Here is a 21,222-nt window from a genome sequence, read left to right on the forward strand (position 1 = left end):
TCTGAGTTATCCATATATTATGAAAGGCCACTTTATGCAACATTCGTCTGATAGCCTACCTCACAAACTGACGGATAACAGCGTAGTTTGTCTTATGGCACCAACTGCTAGCGGCAAAACGTCACTAGCGTACGAGCTATACGATACTGGCCGTTTTGAATTAATTTCTGTGGACTCAGCACTGATATATCGTGACATGAATATTGGCACAGCCAAGCCAACAGCGATTGAGCTGGCGCGTTATCCACATCATTTGGTCGATATCATTGATCCTATGCAAAGCTATAGTGTGGCAGAGTTAGTCAGTGACGTTGCCCGCCTTATTGACGAGTGTCACAGAAATGGCAAGATACCATTATTAGTAGGCGGCACCATGATGTATTACATGGCGCTACTCGATGGATTGTCTCCTGTGCCCGATAGCGATGACAGCGTACGCGCGCGCGTAGAGCAGTGGCGTCAAGAGGAAGGTATTAGTGCCCTATATAATTATTTAGGCAGTATAGACCCTATAAGTCATGAGCGTTTGAATGCTACTGATACTCAGCGTATCACGCGAGCAATTGAAGTCTATTTACAAACAAATATTCCAATAAGTGACTGGCAGCGCAAGCCGAAGCAAGCATTGGCACATAATCCGAAGCAGCAATGGCATGCGCTATCGGTAATGCCGGCTCGTCCATGGCTACATGATCGTATCGAACAACGCCTAGATATCATGTGGAATGAAGGACTAGTGACTGAAGTCATAGACTTACTAAAAAAGTATCCGCTCACGCCTAATATGCCTTCGATGCGCTGTGTGGGCTACAGGCAAGTACTAGAATACTTGGTGCACATTGATCATCCGATATTTGATGAGACTCATCTGGATAAAACTCAATTTTATGAAGCTTTTGAAAAGCATATAGCTGTCAACGAAGAAAAAGAAATTTCAGATAATGTTGCTCAGTCAGCTGCTCAACCAAACATGGCTAACCAAGAGACTGAGGCGCTTGCTTGTCAGGAAATGCAAAATAAGGCATTATATGCTACAAGGCAGCTAGCAAAACGTCAATACACATGGCTGAGAAAGGTAATGCAGTTGCCCAGTGCGTCATCAAATGGAATAGCAGACTCTGAGAGCGGGGCTGATACTAGCAGTCGTATGATATTGCAAACGTTTGAAACCATGGCCGAAGCACGAGAGTACTTGTCTTAAGGTACAATGATAGCTAACACAATTAGTTTCAAAAATTGACATAGATAGCTGTTATAATTTGGCTCAGTGCGTTGAGCATTGTTATGATGTCTGTTTTATGAACTTTTGTAGATAGAAATTATTAACGAAACAACTAGTTACTTAATTATTTACAATAATAACGTATTCGCGATAAAGTGGAATCACTTAAGAGCAACGAATATTTATTTAGATACGTTTTATAAAGAAAACACCTTATTGTATCTACCTTTTAGCCATTATAATTAAATTAACACTTAAAATAATTGGCACTCAAAACATAACTATATAATATTTAGGAGAGATTTCATGTCAAAAGGACAAACTTTACAAGATCCGTTCTTGAACTCGCTGCGCAAAGATCGCATTCCTGTCTCTATTTTTTTGGTAAATGGTATTAAATTACAAGGCCAAATTGAATCATTTGATCAATATGTTGTTCTCCTGAAAAACACAGTGAGCCAAATGGTATATAAGCATGCTATCTCAACAGTCGTGCCAGCACGTAACCCGCGTAGTAGTACGACGACAGGTACAAGTGCTCAGCCGCAGAGCGCAGCACCGACTGGATATCAAGGCGGTGGCTTCGAACGTGGTAGCAACCCTGCTGCTGGCGGCTTTGAAGAACGTGGTTTTGCATCGAGTCGTAGTGGATTTAATCGTGGTGGTTTTAGCCAAGGTCAAGATCGCGGTTTTGAACGCGGTAGCTTTGGTCAAGGTCAAGGTCAAGAGCGCGGTTTTGAGCGTGGTGGCTTCGGTCAAGATCGTGGGTTTGATGCCACGGCAGATAATACAGGATTTGAAGATAAGCCAAATGACGGTTCTAATGATAGCAACAGCTAACTTGTTGCATTAATTGAGCATGTGGTTTGAAAAAATATTAAGACATGATTTATTCGCTTAAAACCTGCTGATAATAGTGGGTTTTTTTTGTATAGATAGCAGCAAGTTCTTTATTCAGTATGCAGCACTATATTAGTGTAGATTTTGTAGACCATTACTAATATGAAACATAGTGTAGTAAAATAGCGTATTGATTCATTATAAAAATAGAGCGGATTCATGAGTGATACCAAAAACAACTTAACCCATGAGCAATTTATTACCACTGCTATCGAGGCCATTAATACCGAAATATCTGCGTTAGCACTGCTAACAGAGCAGATTGACGACAGATTTGCACAAGCATGCGACATTATTTTGACTTGTAAGGGGCGAGTGGTAGTCACGGGCATGGGTAAGTCAGGGCTAATTGGACGCAAGATTGCAGCGACCTTTGCCTCAACGGGTACGCCTGCTTTTTTTATGCATCCTGGTGAAGCAGGGCATGGCGATTTGGGTATGCTTGTAAAAGGTGATGTGCTGCTTGCTATTTCAAACTCAGGTGAGTCAGACGAAATCAAGATGCTATTACCAGTTGTTAAGCATCTAAATATCCCTCTTATCAGTATCAGTCGTGATAAGCGCGGTATGTTGCCACGAGCAGCTGATATTGTATTGACGCTCGGTCAGTCGCAAGAGGCTTGTCCACTTAATCTAGCGCCTACCTCCAGTACGACGGCTACTTTAGCGCTCGGAGATGCGTTAGCGGTTGCTTTAGTACATGCCCGTAATTTCACTTCTGAAGATTTTGCATTATCGCATCCTGCTGGTGCTCTGGGTCGTCAGCTATTAACGCGTGTCGAAGATTTGATGCATACCAATTCAGAAGACTTGCCTTTGATTCATCAGCAGGATCCATTGCAACAAGCTTTATTTACCATGTCCGCTGGGCGATTAGGCATGACAGTAGTGACTGATGATAACAATAAGGTCGTCGGTGTGTTCACAGATGGTGACTTGCGCCGAGGGTTAGAAAAAGGCATCGATCTACAAACGCCAATGCATGAAGTAATGGTCAGTAATCCACGTCATATCAGTAAAACGATGCGTGCGTCAGATGCGCTTAGTGTCATGAATGAAAGTAGTATTAGCCAGTTATTGATTATTGATGATGAAGATCGTTTAGAAGCTATTATTACCGTGCATGATTTGCTGCAAGCTGGGGTTAAATAAGGTTTGTGAGTTGCCGCTGAAATAGTTAAGCTATATAGAATAACGCTTCGAAAATAAATATTAAAAAGAGATAAATAATGCAGGACTTGATACAGAAAGCCGGACAAGTAAAACTATTGGTCATGGATGTCGATGGTATTTTATCCAATGGTCAAATTATTTATGATGCTAACGGTGTTGAGACCAAAGCGTTCTCCGTACAGGATGGTGTGGGTGTTAAGTCTCTAGCGCGCTACGGTATTTTGACAGCCATTATTACGGGTCGTAGTAGTGCAATGGTGAACAAGCGCGCAGCAGAAATGGGCGTCAACCATGTGGTGCAAGGCCGTGATGATAAGCTCATTGCACTAAACGAGCTGCTGTCTTCTCTAGATCCTGCCATGAATATCACTGCTGCCGACTGTGCCTATATGGGCGATGATTTACCAGATATTAAAGCGATGCAAACAGTAGGGTTTGCGGCAACCGTACCTAATGCACATGCTGAAGTTATCAAGCGCAGTGACATGGTAACGACTCGTGCTGGCGGTACTGGAGCGGTGCGCGAGATATGTGATCTGATTTTAAAAGGTCATGGACATTATCAAGACTTTATCGCGCATTACACGCTTGATGAGGCGCAAACTCAGGATAAACAGTCGTGAATACACGTGTCTTAATTGTATTAGCCTTAATTATTGCCGGTATTGCGGGTTGGTTTTTTCAACAGCAAGGCGACGTAACGCCGCCAGTCAATATTGAAACGACAGATGTCGATTATGAAGCCACTGATATCAAAGCCGTGCAGACCAATGAGCAGGGCGAAACCGAATATGAGCTTACTGCTGAATCTTTGACACATAATCCTGAGACCAATCAGGATGAAATGTCAGGTATTACCATGAATTGGGAACCATCTGCAGAGCAACGTTATCGTATTCAAGCGGGCAGTGCAGCCATCAGTCAACAGACAGGGGAGCTTAGTTTATCAGGTGGATTTGCACTGGTGAGCGAAGGCAATAAGAGTACCCCTGATATCGAACCGATAAAAGTGACTGGTAGTACGCTAAAAGGTAATACGAAATCAGGCAAAGTATACAGTGACGCGCCTGTGAAAATCGAACAAGGCATGAATCGATTTGAAGCCTCTAGTATGACTGCCAATCTTGAGACGGGAGAGTATGAATTTGGCCAAGTTGCTGTTGCCTTTTCTCCATCTGAACGCCAAGACAAAGCATTATTTTAATCAAAGTCTTTCTTATTTACTGTGTCAAAAAATAGCAGCTAGCATAAAGTTTGCAAATCCTACCACCTATTATGAAATGAGTTATTTATATGAAACTTAAATTTTTGCCTACTTTACGCGCATCGTCACTCTGCTTGCACAAATTGCGCGCACTGCCAATGGTGATGTTATTGGCGCTACCGCTATATAGTCACGCATTGCCATCAGATTCTAATCAGCAGATTAAATTGCTAGCGGACAAAGCTACTTATAGTGAGCGTACCGGCGTGACCAGTTATGCAGGGAATGTCATTATCACTCAAGGTACGTTTAAGATGACGGCTGATAACATCACGGTCAATCTTTCTCAGCAGCGTAGCATTAACTCAGCAGTAGCAACTGGCCGTCCAGCGACTATGCAGCAAGTAGTCACGCAAGAAAAGGGCTTGGCAAAAGGGCAGGCTAACAAGATTGACTACAACGCAGTGTCTGGGATTATTACACTAACTGGCAATGCAAAACTGGTTCAAAATGGTGCAAGCTTCGCTGGCAATGTTATCCGTTATAGCCTAAAAGCAGGTGATGTTGAAGCAACCGCTGGTGGTAATCAGCGCGTTGAATTGGTATTCCCGCCTAACAATGGTACAAACCAAAGTGGCGTACGTTAATCCAAATAAACAGGCTATGAGTAAATAAGTCTGCCTTTAGCAATGCTTAAATTTTGTGAAAGTAAGAGTAAGTTATGAGCGATGATAAAAATCTAGACCTATCGGCATCAAACACCAATACGGCGCCTGTCGCTCGATTGACTATGCAAAATCTAGGCAAGCGCTATGGAAAGCGTTGGGTGGTCAAAGACGTTTCATTTTCTGTCGAACAGGGTCAAGTTGTCGGACTGTTAGGGCCTAACGGTGCTGGTAAAACAACTAGCTTCTATATGGTAGTGGGATTAGTCAATATGGATAAAGGCCGTGTGACGCTAGGTAAAATGGATTTATCTAAATACGCAATGCACGAGCGAGCGCGTGCAGGTATTGGTTATCTACCACAAGAGGCATCAATCTTTCGTAAATTGTCTATCGAAGATAATATCTTAGCTATCCTACAGACTCGTACAGAATTAAGTAAAGCTGAACAGCAGCAAGAACTTGAAAAATTGATTGGTGAGTTCCATTTAGAACATGTGCGCAAGTCTCAGGGTATGAGCGTGTCAGGCGGTGAGCGTCGACGCTGTGAAATTGCGCGAGCATTGGCCGCTGATCCTAAGTTTATCTTATTGGATGAACCTTTTGCAGGGGTAGACCCTATCTCTGTTGGCGATATTAAAGACGTTATTTTGACGCTTAAAAATCGCGGCATTGGTGTTTTAATCACTGATCACAATGTTCGAGATACACTGGCTATTTGTGAAAAGGCTTATATCGTATCAGAAGGCGCTATCATTGCAGAAGGCACTTCGGCTGAAGTGTTAGAAAATGATTTAGTGAAATCCGTTTATCTAGGTAAAGACTTTCAAGTATAAGTGAGAGCGTTAAATTTCTTATCTCATACTCTATTTTATATAGTGCACTCAGAACAGAAAGATGCCGTTAAAGTAGAGTTGTGGTGGCATAGATTTTCCTTACTTCCTCTGCATTTTGCCTTCAAAACGCTGCGTAAAATTCATACCAACAATTTTGTGTTTTCTAATTAACTAATAGAGCTGGCTGAAACTATTTTATATAGAGCTTATAAGCCAGTTACTACTTATATCTACAATTAACATCTCTACAATTAATATCATCCTCTTTCAAGTACAGCTTGTAAAACTAATGGCTGACTTATCATGACAAATATTTTTGAATCAGCGCTTATAAAGCGTGACAATACTTTCTTCATTATTCTCGATTGATCCTTTGAATAAGGCTTATAAGCTATGGCAAAAAATAAAAGCAGCTATGTCTGTCAGCATTGTGGCGCGCATTTTGGTAAATGGGCCGGGCAGTGTACGGATTGCGGGGAATGGAATAGCTTGGTCGAAGCCCCAAATGTCAGCATGCCACATCACAATAAAAGCACCGCGAAGCCCAATAACGCACGAGCTGCTACTCGTGGTACCAGTGCGCCAGCTGGTAACTACTCTGGTACTCACAGTGCTGTCATGCCGCTTAATGCAGTAAGTGTGACGCTCGACACGCGCCTACCAACCGGTATCAGTGAGTTCGATCGCGTACTCGGCGGTGGACTAGTGGCAGGTTCTGTGGTGTTAATCGGTGGTGATCCAGGTATTGGTAAATCAACGATTCTACTGCAAACGGCGACCAATATGGCACGGGCGGATTCACTAGCAGGTAGTGCGTTATACGTGACAGGTGAAGAGTCACTTGCACAGGTGGCCATGCGAGCCAAACGTTTAGACTTGCCTGCTGATAGACTGCGTGTACTGGCCGAAACTAACGTAGAAACCATTTGTGCTGCATTAACGCAAGAGCAGCCAGCCATCGCTATTATTGATTCTATTCAGACGATTTATACGGATGCCATCAATTCTGCGCCAGGTGGTGTCAGTCAGATTAGAGAGTCTGCTGCGATTTTGACGCGCTATGCTAAGCAAACGGGAACGGCACTATTTTTAGTAGGACATGTAACCAAAGAAGGTACGCTAGCAGGTCCGCGAGTATTAGAGCATATGGTTGATACCGTGCTTTATTTTGAAGGCCAGTCTGACTCGCGTTTTCGTATGATTCGTGCGGTTAAGAATCGCTTTGGTGCGGTTAATGAACTAGGCATCTTTGGTATGACTGATATGGGGCTCAAAGAAGTCGCCAATCCATCAGCGATATTTTTAAGTCGTTACGATAAACCTGTTGCTGGATCTGTGGTGATGGTCAGCCGTGAAGGTACAAGGCCGTTACTAGTAGAAGTGCAGGCCTTGGTCGATGATTCACAAGGTTCGCCTAGAAGGATGGCGTTGGGTCTAGATTTCCAACGTTTATCCATGCTACTAGCGGTGATGCATCGCCACGGCGGGATCCATACCAGTGGACAAGATGTCTATGTCAACGTCGTTGGTGGCGTCAAAGTCATAGAGACAGGGTCTGATTTGGCCGTATTGTTGGCTTGTGCTTCAAGCATCAAAGAGAAGGCATTACCATCTTCATTAGCAGTATTCGGCGAAGTCGGTCTATCGGGTGAGATACGCCCAGTACCTAACGGACAAGAGCGCCTGAAAGAAGCGATGAAGCATGGGTTTAAGCATGCCATCATCCCAAAGGCCAATGCACCTGCTAAAGATGCGCCTCAGTTTAAAGGTATCAATGTGATTGCTGTTGAGCGACTCGATGATGCTATCGAAAGCGCATTTGAGTTATAAAGCACATAGGATTAATAGTACTTTGTTTTGAGTGGTTTAGTCTCTACTATTAGCATAGAGCGATAAATATGAACCATAAAAAAAGCCTAACTAATTATTAGTTAGGCTTTTTTTGCTATATAGGCTAGTAATATTATTGGTCTTTAAAACTGATACCTAGAATTAAGGTCCTGCAACACGCTCAATAGCAACGTTACCCACGCCTTTGCTCGTAATACCGAGTTTTTTGGCAGCACCATAAGACAAATCTAACACACGGTTACCATGGAATGGGCCGCGATCGTTCACTTTTACCACGACACTTTTACCATTGGTCTTGTTAGTAACTTTGACATAGCAGTTCAATGGTAATGAGCGATGCGCTGCAGTTAAACCGTTCATATCGAAAGTTTCGCCACTGGCAGTTTTGCGACCATGAAACTTACGACCATACCAAGACGCAAGGCCAGTTTGCTTAAATTTGCTGACAGAGTTAGAGGCGACAGCTGTTAGGCGCTCTAATACATCTTCATCATTGGTAACTTGTGTCGTATCATTGGCTAACAATGAGCTGCTAAGTGCCAATGAAGTCGGCTGACGGGCTGACTTTACCAAACTTGATGCACCATCATGCTGACGGCTTAATTCACCAAGTACACGGTCAATGTGGGAGGCGTTATCTTGCGAAATCATAGCAAGTGTGGTCTTTGCTTCTACAGCACTTGCATTGGTCGCGACTGCAGAGCCAGCAAATAACATTGCTGACATTGTAAGTAAACCAGATAAACGCTTGTTCATAAATACCTCTATAACTTATACATCAAAACCTAACTCTAAATATTTTAGATTGAGCATGGCATTAATCTATTGTTTTAATATTGATTAATGCGTGGCTCTTATAGATATTAATATATGGTAATTTTTCATTTCATTATCATCAGTGTTCAGCAGAAATAGAGCTAAAGTGACTAACGATACGCTCAAATGATAGTTAGCGATAAGCATTGAATACAAAGTCCAAAATCAGGACTAAATGACAATGTCACTATATGTCGTATTTACATAATGTGCGATATACAAACTTCTTTAGAATGCTACGTTAATAAATGGTTCAGAGGACATCGCGTATCGCTATGTTATCAAACCGTTAATTAAGTAGTGTATTTGAAAGTCTGGAATCTACAAGATGCTAACTATACGGCTACGCTACAACCTAAATATATTTAAATGCAAAGTTTATTAGTAGCTATGTACGGGTTATGTATCAGAGTACAGTAAAACGAGGTTAACGCAATTTTTTGTAAAAAACAAGGAATAAAATCTTTCTAGACTCATAGGCAATTAACTGATATCGGAAATTGTGTCTATTTTTTAGTGAAAATAGGAGGCGCTAAAACGAACAATTATTTCAGATTTGTAACTATTATAGTAGTTGATACGAACATACATTATATGAAAACCATTAAAATAAAAAAGCAATAGCGCGAAGAATAAAACTCTTCTTCGCGCTATGGATCATTGTCTTTTATCAAATCATTAGTAGTACAAAACAATTTATCTTAATGGCACTACCATAATTATTACAACGACTTACTTTAAAGTTGGTTTGTATAAAAAGTACCTGATACAAAATTAGCCGGATTTATGTGTATGGATAGACATGAGTAGGCCAAATCCTGCCATCAGAGTCACGATAGCCGTACCCCCATAACTAATAAATGGTAGTGGAACACCTACGACAGGCAAAATGCCGCCAACCATGCCGACATTGACGAATATATAAACAAAGAAAGACATGGCGATAGCACCAGCCAACAATCTACTATAAACATCAGGATGAGTGAAAGCGATATATAGGGCGCGTGATAAAAGGCAGAAATAAATGAACATCAGTAGCATCACACCGAGTAAACCAAATTCTTCGGAGAAGGCGGCAATAATAAAGTCAGTATGGCCTTCTGGTAGGAAATGTAGGTGTGATTGCGTGCCTTCTAGATAACCTTTTCCAGTGAGGCCGCCTGAACCAATAGCTGTCTTCGATTGAATGATGTTCCACCCAGCACCTTGTACATCTGCTTCAGGATTAAGGAGTGTTAATACCCGTGTACGCTGATAGTCATGAAGTAAAAAGTTCCAAGCAAAGGCAATAAATGGTACAGCCAAAATTACAGCAGCAGAGATTAGACGCCATGAAAGGCCTGCTAAGAAAAGCACAAATATACCGCTAGCAGCGACCAGTAGTGACGTACCAAGATCGGGCTCTTTGGCAATTAATAGCACCGGTACAATGATCAATGCCAAGGTAATAGCAATACTAGACGCTGACGGTGGCAAATCACGCTTAGACAAAAACCAAGCACACATCATTGGCATGCCAAGCTTCATAAACTCTGAAGGCTGCACACTACCGAACCCAGGCAAATTGATCCAGCGCTGAGCACCCATACGTACTTCACCGATAATATCTACCAGCACTAATAATATAAGCCCTAAGACATAAAATATAGGCGTAAAAGTACGATAGAGACTGGGCGGTATCTGCGCCATGGTAAACATTACAGCAAATGCCACCCCATAGCTGACCATTTGGCGAATGACCATACCAATATCTTGGCTTGCGGCGCTGTATAGAATCGTCAGACCAATGCAACAAACCGTCAATAACAGTAAAGTTAACCATGGGTCGATATGAATACGTTGCCATAGTGTCGGTGCGTGACCTTGACCCAAATGATGGCTTTGACGTGAAAAACGATATTGCGGGTTAGAAGACATAGGCAGAATTTGGCTAACAATTGGTGTAGGAGGGAAGTACTAACTAAATTAGCTCATTATAAATAATGATGAGAAGCGTACTTAAAAGTACCGACTTTAATAAAAATATGCGAGCAAGCAATGGCTATATAATTCACAAATAATAATAAAGTCACTCAATTATAAAAGTTGTAAGGATAAGTGTTAATTATCAATATTGGACTTCAAATTAGAAGCGATAGTTTAGCCTGCTTGTTGAAAATTTGATAGTATCGATAAAACGTTTTTAGCGGTAGTTTCTTGCAATGATAAAATCAAAAACCCATGCGTATAGGCAAATTTGCCAACCTATTATTACTCTTATCCTGTGTGCTGGCAGTGTCAGTGCTCATGCCGTTATTATCAGTGACGATAGTGAACGCCGTATTCAAATACGTCAAAGTAGTGGTAAAAGTAGTAACAGTAATGCGTATATAACGCCCTCTACTAACAGCTCATATCAGCGTCCTGGTGTCACTATGTTGAGTGGTGCGAATGCATCAAATGGCGACAGTATGCAAAACTTGATTGTACAAAAACAGCGTGATTTCGAGATTGATGCTAGGTTGTCCATTGAAGAAAACAAACGTGTGAATGTAGTGAGACGAGGTACTACTTATAGTACAGTAAACAACACCTATAATGGTGCTTATAACGATTCTATGAATATGGATTTTAATGCATGGTTAAATAGCAATAGCTATCGTGCCAGACAAGTAGCAGAGTATGAACGCTATCTCAGCGCACGAGTCGGGTCACAGAATGTACCGCCATTGTCTCAACTGCTGACGACTGCCCGTAGTTGGAGTAAATGCGGGTATGAGCCGTATCAATTGCCGCCTCAGGAGTTATGGTCTAACATTGTACCAACATTGCGCCTTTATAGTGAGTTGAAAAACCAAGGTATTTTACCACTCAGCAGTGAGATACGTTCGGTATATCGTAACCCAGGTTTGAATGACTGTGCAGGCGGGGCAGACGGTAGTAAGCATATGAATGCAAGTGCTATGGATATCTGGGTGCCTGAGTACGAAGACAATTTATGGCGCTTGAGTACCATGCATGATGGATTATGTCAGTTTTGGCAGTATCAAGGACAGCCTTATAACTTTGGCTTAGGATTATATGCGACAGGGGCTATTCATTTAGATACTGATGGTTATCGCAAATGGGGATTCAATCACGCTAGTAGTTCTTCTTCTTGCCGTTATTAATTGACTTGTCAAGAATCGAGAATTTAAATAATTATAAAGTTAGCCGAGATAACTCTAGATATATATTCATTTTTATATATACTATTACGATGTTTACTAAAAATAATAATTTTGTAATTATTTGGTAGGATTTATAGGCTAGACGCATGAGTCCATTAAAAATTTGTTTGGTCTTTAAAAACTATGCTTTAATAATATGTGTTATCAATCGCCTTTATATTTTCATGGCTTATAAAGAAAACCACCAAATTTACTTTAAGCGAAAACTATGAAAAATCAGCGCTCGACGATGAAAAGCTATCATAGATTAAATAACGAGAAACAAAGTTTTTTGCACTCTAACTATAAGTATGGTGCTTTGTTTACTTCTGCACTTATGTCGGTATTTCTGATTAGTGCGTGTAGTACAGAGATGTCCTCTGAAAACAATATGATAGTGACGGATAAGGCTGATAGACATATACAAAGCTCTAAAGAGATAGAAGATAGTATCAAGAACTCTTATGCTCGTTTGGCCTCTAAGCGCTCTGATGTCTGTCCAAAATTAATTCAAGAAGAAACAGGTAATCAGGTTATCGAACGTATATCAGAGGTCATGGTAAATGACTACTGTGATTATTTTTTATATCCGCGAGAGGGTCAGCGCCTCAATGTTAAAGTAGATAACCGTCAGATAGAAGCGCTATTAATTGTGCCAACGCTACACAATTTTGCCAATGGTAATTATAAAGTGACGTCTTATGATAAGCATGTTATCCGTTTGAGCTATAACGGGGCTACCCATAAGCCTGAGCATTTTGTCTATGATGTTGCGCTAAAAATTTCTGATGCCAAGTATTCTTAATACTAAGCATTCCTAATATTCCACTTCTTATTTAAAAAATATAACCGTTCAAATATTAATGGACATATTATAAGCAGTATTCTTTACCACTTATAATACGTCCACAAAATTAATAAGCCTTATCTTTTCTAAACTACTTCCTAGCGATTTATTTCTTACTGGTTTTTTTTGCCGCTTTATTTTCTTTCCACGGATCTTCTTGCCCAACCGTAACTATCAAAAAGTTATCAGGCTTTAGCGTATTTCGCATGGTTTGATTGACCTCTGAAAGAGTGACTTGATCAATGCGATTCGTATAGTCAGCTAAGTAATTATTCGGTAATTGGTAAAAGTTCATCATTCCGAGTAAGCCATTAATACCTGCATTGCTTGCAAATCCCATCGGGAAGCTGTTTTTCAAATTATCTGTAGTCAGGCGCATCTCCTCACTAGTGACACCCTTGTCTAGCGTTTCATTGATAACCGCTAAGCTTGCATCAATAGCCGCACGAGCCTTGTCATTACGTGTTGAAAAACCAATCTGATAGGGACCTCGAGAGAGCATTGGGTTCATCGACCCCGAGATACCATAAGTATAGCCAAGGTTCTGTCTTACCTCCGTCATTAGTCGCGCATTAAAATCACTACCTGCCATAACTTCATTTCCAACAGCAAAGTTGGTCTGCTGCTGCTGTGCTATTGGGTCGGTAGCTCGTTTACTACCCAGCTGTCCCATGAGTACAGTGGTTTGAGTGCTGGGAAATGGAATATGAACGTGCTGCGCTTTGGTAAGCGGTTTCGGCTCAGGTAAATCAGTGGCAGCTTGGCCAGCAGGCAATTTAGCAGTGATGTCTTCTGCCAGTTTTTTGGCTTGTTCTAATGTCAGGTTACCGGTCATAGCGACAGATGCGTTTGCTGCCACTAGATATTTGTTTTTAAAGTCTATCAGTTGTTGCTTCTCAATCGTAGGAACGCTTTCTAGCGTGCCGACTGATGGATGCGCGTAAGGGTGAGTACCGTACAAAGCATCATTGAAAGCGATGCTTGCTAGGCTATTGGGATCTTGTTTTTGTTGCTGCAGGCCTACCAACAGTCTTGCTTTATTGCGTGCTAGAACTTGCTCGTCAAACGTAGGCTCACTTACCATCTGTGTCATTAAATCAATGGCTGGTAGGAGATGCTTATCATCAGATAAGCTACGCAGTGAAACGACGAACATATCTTTATAGGCGCTACTGCTTAGATTGATGCCCAACGTTTCCACTGCACGTGTAAATGCGTTTTCATCTAGACTTTTTGAGCCCTGTTCGAGCATCGTCGCTGTCATATTAGCAATACCAAAACCATCCTTTTTGATACTACCATCACGCGCGCTACCCGCATTAAAACGCAAATCAATATCGACAATTGGCAAGGTGGTCGTTTGTACAAACATAACAGGTACGCCAGACTTGGTCTTAAACTGTTGAATGGTCGGTACGGTGACTTTTAAAGGTTTGTCATCGTTTAAGCTGGTTAGCTTAGATAGAGCAGCAATTGGCGCACTTGCATCGACTGCAGTAGGTGCGCGGTAATCTTCAGCAGCTGTTGTATCTGCCTGCGCAGTAGTAGCTAAGACGCTAAAAACAAAAACTACGCTAGCACTGAGGTAGGCTCGCTTTGTAGATGCGATAGTGCCTTTTATAGAGGATGAAGCAGTCTTAAAAAATTTTTGTCTTGCTTTAGGGTCGTATTTATTCTGAATCATGAGTTTCTTCTTATTAAGAATACGGTGTTATGGTCATTTCTATGAGACGTTTGATAATAGGCAGCGACTATTTCGCTGAGGTTTTATTGTCTTTAGGTGGTACGACATGCATCACCGTTAAGTTGTCTTTGACCAAATACTTTTTACTGGCAGCCTGAATGTCAGCCACACTGATACCGTCGAGCTTAGTTGGCAACTTAGCAAGTAGCCTGTCATCTAGACCGATAGATTGTAACGAGCCAATCATACGTGCCTGTCCTTCCATGCTGTCTTGTGCATAGATCAAACCAGTAACCGTATTAGTCTTGGCACGACTGATTTCGTCATCGGCAATAGGATCGGTTTTTAGCTTTTCTATTTCTGAGGTTATGGCTTGTTGTGCTTGCTCTAAGCTGACGCCTTCACGAGGTGTTGCTTGAATCAAAAACAGCCCATCACCGCGATCTAGCAAGTCGTAAGAAGTACCAACCGTGGTAAGAAGACCTTGCTCACGTATCAGTCGACTCTCTAAGCGTGCAGATAAGCCGCCATCGAGCACATCTTGAGCGAGTGACAGGGCATAAGCTTGTTTTTCATTGTTTGAGCCTGCCGTGGCAAGGCTTGGCACGTTGTAACCCATCAGTAGAACGGGCACTTGTACGGCTTGCTCAGAGTCGACCTTTTGATAACCACGGAAGCCTTTTTGAGTCACAGAAGTACGTTTGGGTAGGTTGCTTTTTTCTAAATCACCAAAGTAACGTTTGACTTGAGTAAGTACTTCTTGCGGTTGCACGTCGCCGACGATGACTAACGTTGCATTATTTGGTGCATACCATGTCTTATACCAGTCTTTTAAATCTGAAAGTTTAATCGATTCTAGCTCGTTCATAGGCCCAATGACAGATTCGCCTTTTGGGCTGTCAGGCAAAGCTAGCAGACGAAATGACTCATACGCTTTGGCAAGCGGATTGTCATCAGTACGTTGGCGGCGCTCTTCCATGACCACTTGATGCTCTTTGGCAAATTCTTTGTCATCGAATATAAGGTTTTTCATGCGATCTGCTTCAAGCTCTAGCGCTAACGGCATACGATTGGCAGGGAATAGCTCGTAGTATCCGGTATAGTCATAGCTGGTAAAGGCATTGTTGACGCCGCCAAACTTAGCAATTAGCCGCTCATAATCATCACTAGAAACGTTGGCCGTGCCTTTAAACATCATGTGCTCGAGTAAGTGGGAGATACCACCTTTATCAAGAGGCTCATCTGCCGAGCCCATTCGGTACCAGATTTGTGTCATAGCGACAGGGGCACGGTGGTCTTCTTTTATGACGACTTTTAGACCATTTTCTAACTGATATTCATGTCTACCTGACATGTCCATTGTCAACTCAGATGACTGTATGTCTTTGCTCGTTTTATTTTCATCTGATATGTTTTGAGCCAAGCTATCGGTTGCGATTGAGCTTGTCGCGGTTGCAGAGTTAGTAGGCATCGTATTGGTTTGACATGCAGCAAGTGACGCTGCTACTGCTAAGGCACAAGCCATGCGTAATGGCGAAGCTGCTAGAGGTAAAGACAATGGCATGGTATGGTCTACTTATATAAAATAATAATAGAAGAATTAAATGCTAATCATAGTAATAAATGGCATTACAAAGAGGTCTGAGCACCAACCATAACGCTAGCAGTCGGTCTAAACTCTTGCGTCGTGGTGCAACCGGTCACCAATATAGTCGTCGTTAATAAAACAGCCACACTGATGCTGCTGATTTTTTTATAGTGCTTAGAGAATAATGACATAACGGATTCCTAATAAGTATTTATCGAATAAGTCTTGGTAGAGTAGGCGAAGTCCGACAAGGAACAGGTCAGAATTTTGTGTCCAAACCTTAAGCAAAACTTTCTCAAATTATCGAGTGATTTTTTAAACAGATAAATTTTGACGATAGTCTAATAGGGTAAGGGCTGAGCATGACTTGAATTATGCTAAAATAGATCAAAATTAAGCGTCATGTCGCTCGTAGCCAGATGACAACCTATAAATCCGTTAACAATAAACAAATAATTGATCGTGATAACTTTTAGGGCAAACTTATGAACAACCTAAACAATAGCAACCGCGTAGTCATTAACCTTGATGCTGGTCTTGACGACTTAGATGACGATGATATTACCTTACCCAGTCTACCGGTGCAATCTGTGCCCATTATTGATGAAACAGAAAGTGTTGCTCCGCAAAAGGACAGTACGGTAAACCAAGACGTCTCTAGTAATGACGCTGCAGACAATATTGCTTTAGCGACGCCAATTGTCATGACAGAAGAGCATAATGTCCCTAAAGGTCATTCTGAAAGCTTTTCGAGCGCTAAAGAGACAGCCGCTACAAGTCCATCTAATACTGCGTCAACCATTCCTGCTATGCCGTTGCAAGAGCAATTGGGTGATACGCCAAGTGTCAACCCAGTGGCTGACAGCGACACACAGGCAGCTACTACCAAAGAGCCTGCTACAGAGTCACAAGAGACTAAAGAAAATAAGAAAAAGGGTAGCTGGTTCAACCGTATGAAAACGGGCCTCAGTAAGTCACGCAAAAACTTAGCCGAAGGCATGGTCAGTATCTTAATCGGTGGTAAAGAGATTGATGACGAGCTCTTAGAAGAAGTCGAAGATCAGCTATTGGTAGCTGATATCGGCGTCAACGCGACGAACCGTATCATCAAGAGCCTCACCGAGCAGACAGATCGTGGTGACTTGATTTATGCACACTCTTTATATAAAGCGTTGCAAAGTGAATTGGTTGATATCCTCACGCCAAAAGTTGAGCCATTGGTGATTGATACTAGCAAAAAGCCGTTTGTTATATTGGTAGTAGGTGTCAATGGCGTAGGGAAAACCACAACGATTGGTAAGCTTGCCAAGCGCCTACAAGGTGAAGGCAAATCAGTCATGCTGGCAGCGGGTGATACGTTCCGTGCGGCAGCTACTGAGCAGCTACAGATTTGGGGCGAGCGCAATCATATTCCAGTGGTAGCTCAAGGTCATGGTTCTGACAGCGCTTCTGTCATTTTTGATGCGATGCAATCAGCCAAAGCAAAAAATATCGATGTACTCATCGCCGATACTGCGGGACGTCTGCAAAACAAAAAGCATTTGATGGCAGAGTTAGAGAAGGTCGTACGTGTCATGCGTAAAGCGGATCCAAGTGCTCCGCATGAAGGTATGATTGTGTTAGATGCTGGCACGGGTCAAAATGCTATCAACCAAGTTGAGCTGTTTAATAAAGTTGTGCCGCTGACAGGTATTACTATTACTAAGCTAGACGGTACGGCTAAAGGTGGCGTGGTGTTTAATATTGCCGAAACGACAGATGTGCCTATCCGCTATATTGGTGTGGGTGAGTCGATTGATGACTTGCGTTCTTTTAGTCCGAAGCAATTTGTCGCCGCCTTGTTCGAGACCGACGATAAAGAATAAAATAGCCATTTTTATCTGGTAAATTATTTTTAAGACAATAGGGAAGTAGACGCTATGATAGTTACCACAGCAGACTTTGGGTCACATCGATTAACACTGATTGCTCGTGTTAATGAGCATGGTCAACCTATACTTGTTGAAGCCAACTGGCTGCTGGCGGGTAACTCATGGCATAGCTCAAAATCTGTACCTAAACTTAAAAAGTATTATGGTCTGACAGATGAAGACTTTACTTTTATAGATAAAAATAGCCTAAGCATGAATGATCCTGCTCAAGCATTATTGATAGAAACGATTTTCCAACTCAAAGACTATGCTGACGGTAAACGTAAGACGTTGGATTTGCCTTTAGACTTCTCTATGGGTACTGAGTTTCAGCAAAGAGTATGGCAGGCACTGCAAGGTATTGAGTATGGCGAAACCATTAGCTATGCCACCCTCGCGCAGCGTGTTAACAGCCCAAAGGGGTTTCGCGCGGTTGCGCAGGCCAATGGTAAAAATCCTTTTAGTATTATCGTCCCTTGTCACCGAGTGATTGCCAGTGATGACAAGCTAGGTGGCTATACAGGCGGGCTGGACAAAAAGGAATATTTGCTAGCGCTCGAAGGGGTCAAATGTAAATCGTAGTAGCGAATATATCGCTGTATCCGTTAAGTTATTAAATATATAGAAAAGCACCAAGCCTGTAATCGGGTTTAGTGCTTTTTCTATGTGGTGTTTCTTTTATATAGTGCTCTGGCTATTTGGCACACTTATTACAGCCAGAGCAGCCTTGAGATTTCTTAAAGATAATCTTTGTCCATACATAATAGACAGAGATGGCAACGATGATAAAGACAAGAAAGTATTCTAACCATGTATTCATATCAACTCCTTAAAATCCAAAAATTTGTCCCGTGATTCGGTAAACTACCCAAGCCATTGAATAAGCCAGAATAAACAGATACCCAGTAATGGCAAAAGTCTGCTTAAAAGACTTGGTCTCACGGCGAATAACAGCAAGGGTAGCCAAACACATGGGGGCATACACATAAAATGCTAAGAATGAAAAAGCAGTGGCTAGACCCCATTGGGCATGGATGATAGGAATCAGTGTTTGATTGATGGCTTCATCACCAACGCCGCCCACCGCGTATACTGTGCCCAATGCTGCTACAACGACCTCTCTCGCTGCCAGTCCTGGGATCAAAGAAATACACATCTGCCAAGTAAAGCCAATGGGTGCAAAAATAGGTTCAATCAAATGCCCAAGCATGCCAGCAAAGCTATAATCAATAGCGGGTCCAGTTGCATCAGCAGGTGCAGAAGGAAAGGTGACCAACACCCATAGTACAACGGATAGAGTGAAAATAACCGTACCCGCTCTTCTCAAGAATGTACTCACCTTGTCCCAAAGTTCACCAGCGATATGCTTAACATTGGGCATACGATAAGTTGGTAGCTCCATTAATAATGGAAAAGCAGATGATTCTGACTTTGCATTATGAAAATGTTTAAATAACCATGAGACCAACGCTGCTGATAAAGTGCCCGCAACATATAAGATAAATAAAGTGATGCCTTGCAAATTAAATATACCGAGTACCGTCTGACTAGGTATCACTGCCGCAATAATGAGCGCATAAATCGGTAGACGAGCCGAACAGGTCAGCATCGGTAGTACTGCAATCGCTACCAATCTTTCTTTATGACTAGGAATCGTACGGGTCGACATAACGGCTGGTACAGCGCAAGCGAAACCTGATAATAATGGAATAAATGAGCGTCCAGACAACCCCACTTTGGCCAGTAAGTTATCTAACAAAAACGCTGCGCGGGGTAGATATCCTGAGTCTTCTAATATCAATAAGAACAAAAACAGTAGCGTGATTTGAGGTATAAATACTATGACGCTACCTACACCAGCCACAATGCCATCTACTATGAGACTCTGTAAGATACCATCTGGTAGCCATTGCATGAGTAGTGTGCCCACACTACCAACTAGCCACTCAATACCATCCATCAGCGGTGCAGCCCATGCATATACGGCTTGAAATATGACAAAAAGAATCATCAATAAAATAACCACGCCTATGACAGGATGCAGAGTCAGTTGATCCAGACGCTCATGCCACTTTGGCAAACGTTGTGCTCTCGTCACCGCTCGGCTCAAAATGTCATCAGCCTGTTGATACATGGCATGAGTGTCGCTATCACTATCAAAAAAATGTATGGGTTGATCACTACCACCGATATACTCAATCAGCTCACTAGCCAAATTCAGTAATGGTTCGCAGCCTTTGCGCTTGATAGCAACAGTCTTGACGAAAGGCACACCCAGCTCATCAGACAATATCGCTTCATCTACTACAAGACCACGGCTATGTGCAACGTCGCTCAGATTGAGTGCGACAATGATGGGTAGGCCCAAGTTTTTTAGCTCAAGCAACATCCGTATGGACATGCGCAGGTTGGTGGCGTCTGCCACAAAAATGATCCCATCAGGGATAGATTCACCAGGCATTTGACCAAAGAGAACTTTGCGAGTGACTTCTTCGTCTAGGCTGGCTGTTTTTAAGCTGTAGGTACCTGGTAAGTCTAAAATATTGACATTGGAGTGACCAAGTAGGCTGGCACTACGCTTATCGACAGTAACGCCAGAGTAATTGGCTACTTTGGCTTTGGAGCCTGTGAGTACATTAAAAGTCGCCGTTTTACCGCAGTTGGGCGCACCTACCAAAGCCAGTGTGATAGGGGCTGTACTGGCTTTGATTTGTTTGATTGGTACTGAAATTGATACTGAAGAGGACATAAGCTTATGCATCGCTTCTGGAGAAATTTATATGAGGAAGCTGTTTGGATAAAGCGGGTTGGCATTGAGTGAACAGTGCAGGTCTATCATTTATCTTTATGCTGATACTATCGCGCGGCATCTGATTTTTACCAGCTCATCGGTACGCAAGCTAAATTGAGCACCACTACTCAGCTGCACAGCATAAGGCGGCTTACCAAACAGACCTTTAGCAACAATATGAATCACAGTATTCGGCAAAAACCCCAAGTCTTTGAGTCTTTGACTGATCGCACCATCGATTTCACCAAATCGTTTATTGGCAACAATGTCGTCAATGATGGCAGGTTGGCGCTTATTTAGCTCTAGTAATGAACACAAAGGTGATGGAGTGATTTTCTTATCTGTGAGAGTAGGAGAGTCAGCAGTGATGGGATAAGAGGGTAGAATCGTCAAACTCATAGAGAGTCCTTAGTGGTTTATGTCTTTGCAAATGATAACTATTACTATTTTTGTTTAATTATATGCCTCGATTATAAGAAAAACAACCGTTATAAAGCGTTATTGTGATAACAAAAAAAACCAGACAGTATGGAACCATCTGGTTTTT

At 42.1% G+C, this 21,222-nt stretch carries 19 protein-coding genes and 1 pseudogene; 12 read left to right on the forward strand and 8 right to left on the reverse strand.

Going from position 1 to position 21,222, the window contains the following annotated elements; all coding sequences use genetic code 11:
* Positions 1 to 34: 34 nt before the first annotated feature.
* The 8 genes from miaA (at position 35) to radA (ending at position 7,830) form a co-directional block, all read left to right on the forward strand.
* Complete coding sequence (miaA, locus tag ACTXGF_RS19630; RefSeq protein ID WP_443534224.1) at positions 35 to 1,201, forward strand: tRNA (adenosine(37)-N6)-dimethylallyltransferase MiaA; 1,167 nt, start codon at positions 35 to 37, stop codon at positions 1,199 to 1,201.
* Between the two features lie 327 nt (positions 1,202 to 1,528).
* Positions 1,529 to 2,062 carry an RNA chaperone Hfq gene (gene hfq, locus ACTXGF_RS19635; RefSeq protein ID WP_443534225.1) on the forward strand — a complete coding sequence of 178 codons (534 nt, stop codon included), beginning with the start codon at positions 1,529 to 1,531 and terminating at the stop codon, positions 2,060 to 2,062.
* A gap of 219 nt (positions 2,063 to 2,281) precedes the next feature.
* Positions 2,282 to 3,274, forward strand: coding sequence for a KpsF/GutQ family sugar-phosphate isomerase (locus tag ACTXGF_RS19640; protein WP_443534226.1), 993 nt, complete (start codon positions 2,282 to 2,284; stop codon positions 3,272 to 3,274).
* Between the two features lie 77 nt (positions 3,275 to 3,351).
* Positions 3,352 to 3,918 carry a KdsC family phosphatase gene (locus ACTXGF_RS19645; protein WP_443534227.1) on the forward strand — a complete coding sequence of 189 codons (567 nt, stop codon included), beginning with the start codon at positions 3,352 to 3,354 and terminating at the stop codon, positions 3,916 to 3,918.
* Positions 3,915 to 4,499 carry an LPS export ABC transporter periplasmic protein LptC gene (gene lptC, locus ACTXGF_RS19650; protein ID WP_443534229.1) on the forward strand — a complete coding sequence of 195 codons (585 nt, stop codon included), beginning with the start codon at positions 3,915 to 3,917 and terminating at the stop codon, positions 4,497 to 4,499. Before ACTXGF_RS19645 ends, lptC begins: the two co-directional genes overlap by 4 nt.
* An 89-nt stretch (positions 4,500 to 4,588) precedes the next feature.
* Positions 4,589 to 5,146: a lipopolysaccharide transport periplasmic protein LptA gene (gene lptA, locus ACTXGF_RS19655; RefSeq protein ID WP_057760441.1), complete on the forward strand. Its 558-nt coding sequence runs from the start codon at positions 4,589 to 4,591 to the stop codon at positions 5,144 to 5,146.
* 143 nt (positions 5,147 to 5,289) lie between these two features.
* Positions 5,290 to 6,000: an LPS export ABC transporter ATP-binding protein gene (lptB, locus tag ACTXGF_RS19660; protein WP_379544987.1), complete on the forward strand. Its 711-nt coding sequence runs from the start codon at positions 5,290 to 5,292 to the stop codon at positions 5,998 to 6,000.
* Between the two features lie 393 nt (positions 6,001 to 6,393).
* On the forward strand, positions 6,394 to 7,830 hold the full coding sequence (gene radA / locus ACTXGF_RS19665; protein ID WP_290176845.1) for a DNA repair protein RadA: 1,437 nt from the start codon (positions 6,394 to 6,396) through the stop codon (positions 7,828 to 7,830).
* A 162-nt stretch (positions 7,831 to 7,992) separates the two neighbouring features.
* On the opposite strand, the pseudogene ACTXGF_RS19670 reads toward radA, so the two are convergent.
* A pseudogene (locus tag ACTXGF_RS19670) lies at positions 7,993 to 8,334 on the reverse strand (septal ring lytic transglycosylase RlpA family protein); the annotation flags it as partial.
* A gap of 1,107 nt (positions 8,335 to 9,441) precedes the next feature.
* Entirely contained in the window at positions 9,442 to 10,584 is a 1,143-nt protein-coding gene (rodA, locus tag ACTXGF_RS19675) for a rod shape-determining protein RodA (RefSeq protein WP_057760433.1), read from the reverse strand.
* Between the two features lie 284 nt (positions 10,585 to 10,868).
* On the opposite strand from rodA, the gene ACTXGF_RS19680 reads away from it, so the two are divergent.
* The gene (locus ACTXGF_RS19680) at positions 10,869 to 11,816 is read left to right on the forward strand and encodes a D-Ala-D-Ala carboxypeptidase family metallohydrolase (RefSeq protein ID WP_443534231.1); all 948 of its coding nucleotides are present in this window, start codon (positions 10,869 to 10,871) and stop codon (positions 11,814 to 11,816) included.
* Between the two features lie 268 nt (positions 11,817 to 12,084).
* Complete coding sequence (locus tag ACTXGF_RS19685; RefSeq protein WP_443534233.1) at positions 12,085 to 12,660, forward strand: hypothetical protein; 576 nt, start codon at positions 12,085 to 12,087, stop codon at positions 12,658 to 12,660.
* Positions 12,661 to 12,808: 148 nt separating this feature from the next.
* On the opposite strand, the gene ACTXGF_RS19690 is transcribed toward ACTXGF_RS19685, so the two are convergent.
* From ACTXGF_RS19690 to ACTXGF_RS19700, 3 genes are all read right to left on the reverse strand, one after another.
* Positions 12,809 to 14,386 carry a M16 family metallopeptidase gene (locus ACTXGF_RS19690; RefSeq protein WP_443534235.1) on the reverse strand — a complete coding sequence of 526 codons (1,578 nt, stop codon included), beginning with the start codon at positions 14,384 to 14,386 and terminating at the stop codon, positions 12,809 to 12,811.
* A gap of 67 nt (positions 14,387 to 14,453) precedes the next feature.
* Positions 14,454 to 15,950 (reverse strand): M16 family metallopeptidase, encoded by a 1,497-nt coding sequence (locus tag ACTXGF_RS19695; protein ID WP_443534237.1) that lies wholly within the window; start codon positions 15,948 to 15,950, stop codon positions 14,454 to 14,456.
* A 65-nt stretch (positions 15,951 to 16,015) separates the two neighbouring features.
* Positions 16,016 to 16,165, reverse strand: a complete 150-nt coding sequence (locus ACTXGF_RS19700; RefSeq protein ID WP_156410696.1) for a hypothetical protein — start codon at positions 16,163 to 16,165, stop codon at positions 16,016 to 16,018.
* A gap of 762 nt (positions 16,166 to 16,927) precedes the next feature.
* Between ACTXGF_RS19700 and ftsY the strand changes: the two genes are divergently transcribed.
* Entirely contained in the window at positions 16,928 to 17,839 is a 912-nt protein-coding gene (ftsY, locus tag ACTXGF_RS19705; protein WP_443534339.1) for a signal recognition particle-docking protein FtsY, read from the forward strand.
* Positions 17,840 to 17,893: 54 nt separating this feature from the next.
* Positions 17,894 to 18,466 (forward strand): methylated-DNA--[protein]-cysteine S-methyltransferase, encoded by a 573-nt coding sequence (locus tag ACTXGF_RS19710; protein ID WP_443534239.1) that lies wholly within the window; start codon positions 17,894 to 17,896, stop codon positions 18,464 to 18,466.
* A 112-nt stretch (positions 18,467 to 18,578) separates the two neighbouring features.
* Here ACTXGF_RS19710 and ACTXGF_RS19715 read toward each other — a convergent pair whose 3' ends face one another.
* The 3 genes from ACTXGF_RS19715 to ACTXGF_RS19725 form a co-directional block, all read right to left on the reverse strand.
* On the reverse strand, positions 18,579 to 18,704 hold the full coding sequence (locus ACTXGF_RS19715) for a FeoB-associated Cys-rich membrane protein (protein ID WP_443534240.1): 126 nt from the start codon (positions 18,702 to 18,704) through the stop codon (positions 18,579 to 18,581).
* 9 nt (positions 18,705 to 18,713) lie between these two features.
* The gene (gene feoB / locus ACTXGF_RS19720) at positions 18,714 to 20,633 is read right to left on the reverse strand and encodes a ferrous iron transport protein B (RefSeq protein ID WP_443534241.1); all 1,920 of its coding nucleotides are present in this window, start codon (positions 20,631 to 20,633) and stop codon (positions 18,714 to 18,716) included.
* A 96-nt stretch (positions 20,634 to 20,729) separates the two neighbouring features.
* Complete coding sequence (locus ACTXGF_RS19725; RefSeq protein ID WP_443534243.1) at positions 20,730 to 21,074, reverse strand: FeoA family protein; 345 nt, start codon at positions 21,072 to 21,074, stop codon at positions 20,730 to 20,732.
* Positions 21,075 to 21,222: the final 148 nt, after the last annotated feature.

It is taken from the genome of Psychrobacter sp. 1Y6 (assembly GCF_052258385.2).
In the GTDB taxonomy this organism is placed as follows: Bacteria; Pseudomonadota; Gammaproteobacteria; order Pseudomonadales; family Moraxellaceae; genus Psychrobacter.

Coding starts and splice junctions, on each gene's coding strand:
- ACTXGF_RS19715 (WP_443534240.1), bottom strand. CDS start 18,704: ATGAATACATGGTTAGAATACTTTCTTGTCTTTATCATCGTTGCCATC.
- lptA (WP_057760441.1), top strand. CDS start 4,589: ATGAAACTTAAATTTTTGCCTACTTTACGCGCATCGTCACTCTGCTTG.
- ACTXGF_RS19685 (WP_443534233.1), top strand. CDS start 12,085: ATGAAAAATCAGCGCTCGACGATGAAAAGCTATCATAGATTAAATAAC.
- ACTXGF_RS19640 (WP_443534226.1), top strand. CDS start 2,282: ATGAGTGATACCAAAAACAACTTAACCCATGAGCAATTTATTACCACT.
- hfq (WP_443534225.1), top strand. CDS start 1,529: ATGTCAAAAGGACAAACTTTACAAGATCCGTTCTTGAACTCGCTGCGC.
- ACTXGF_RS19695 (WP_443534237.1), bottom strand. CDS start 15,950: ATGCCATTGTCTTTACCTCTAGCAGCTTCGCCATTACGCATGGCTTGT.
- ftsY (WP_443534339.1), top strand. CDS start 16,928: ATGAAAACGGGCCTCAGTAAGTCACGCAAAAACTTAGCCGAAGGCATG.
- rodA (WP_057760433.1), bottom strand. CDS start 10,584: ATGTCTTCTAACCCGCAATATCGTTTTTCACGTCAAAGCCATCATTTG.
- radA (WP_290176845.1), top strand. CDS start 6,394: ATGGCAAAAAATAAAAGCAGCTATGTCTGTCAGCATTGTGGCGCGCAT.
- ACTXGF_RS19645 (WP_443534227.1), top strand. CDS start 3,352: ATGCAGGACTTGATACAGAAAGCCGGACAAGTAAAACTATTGGTCATG.
- feoB (WP_443534241.1), bottom strand. CDS start 20,633: ATGTCCTCTTCAGTATCAATTTCAGTACCAATCAAACAAATCAAAGCC.
- ACTXGF_RS19680 (WP_443534231.1), top strand. CDS start 10,869: ATGATAAAATCAAAAACCCATGCGTATAGGCAAATTTGCCAACCTATT.
- lptB (WP_379544987.1), top strand. CDS start 5,290: ATGCAAAATCTAGGCAAGCGCTATGGAAAGCGTTGGGTGGTCAAAGAC.
- ACTXGF_RS19710 (WP_443534239.1), top strand. CDS start 17,894: ATGATAGTTACCACAGCAGACTTTGGGTCACATCGATTAACACTGATT.
- ACTXGF_RS19690 (WP_443534235.1), bottom strand. CDS start 14,386: ATGATTCAGAATAAATACGACCCTAAAGCAAGACAAAAATTTTTTAAG.
- ACTXGF_RS19725 (WP_443534243.1), bottom strand. CDS start 21,074: ATGAGTTTGACGATTCTACCCTCTTATCCCATCACTGCTGACTCTCCT.
- ACTXGF_RS19700 (WP_156410696.1), bottom strand. CDS start 16,165: ATGTCATTATTCTCTAAGCACTATAAAAAAATCAGCAGCATCAGTGTG.
- miaA (WP_443534224.1), top strand. CDS start 35: ATGCAACATTCGTCTGATAGCCTACCTCACAAACTGACGGATAACAGC.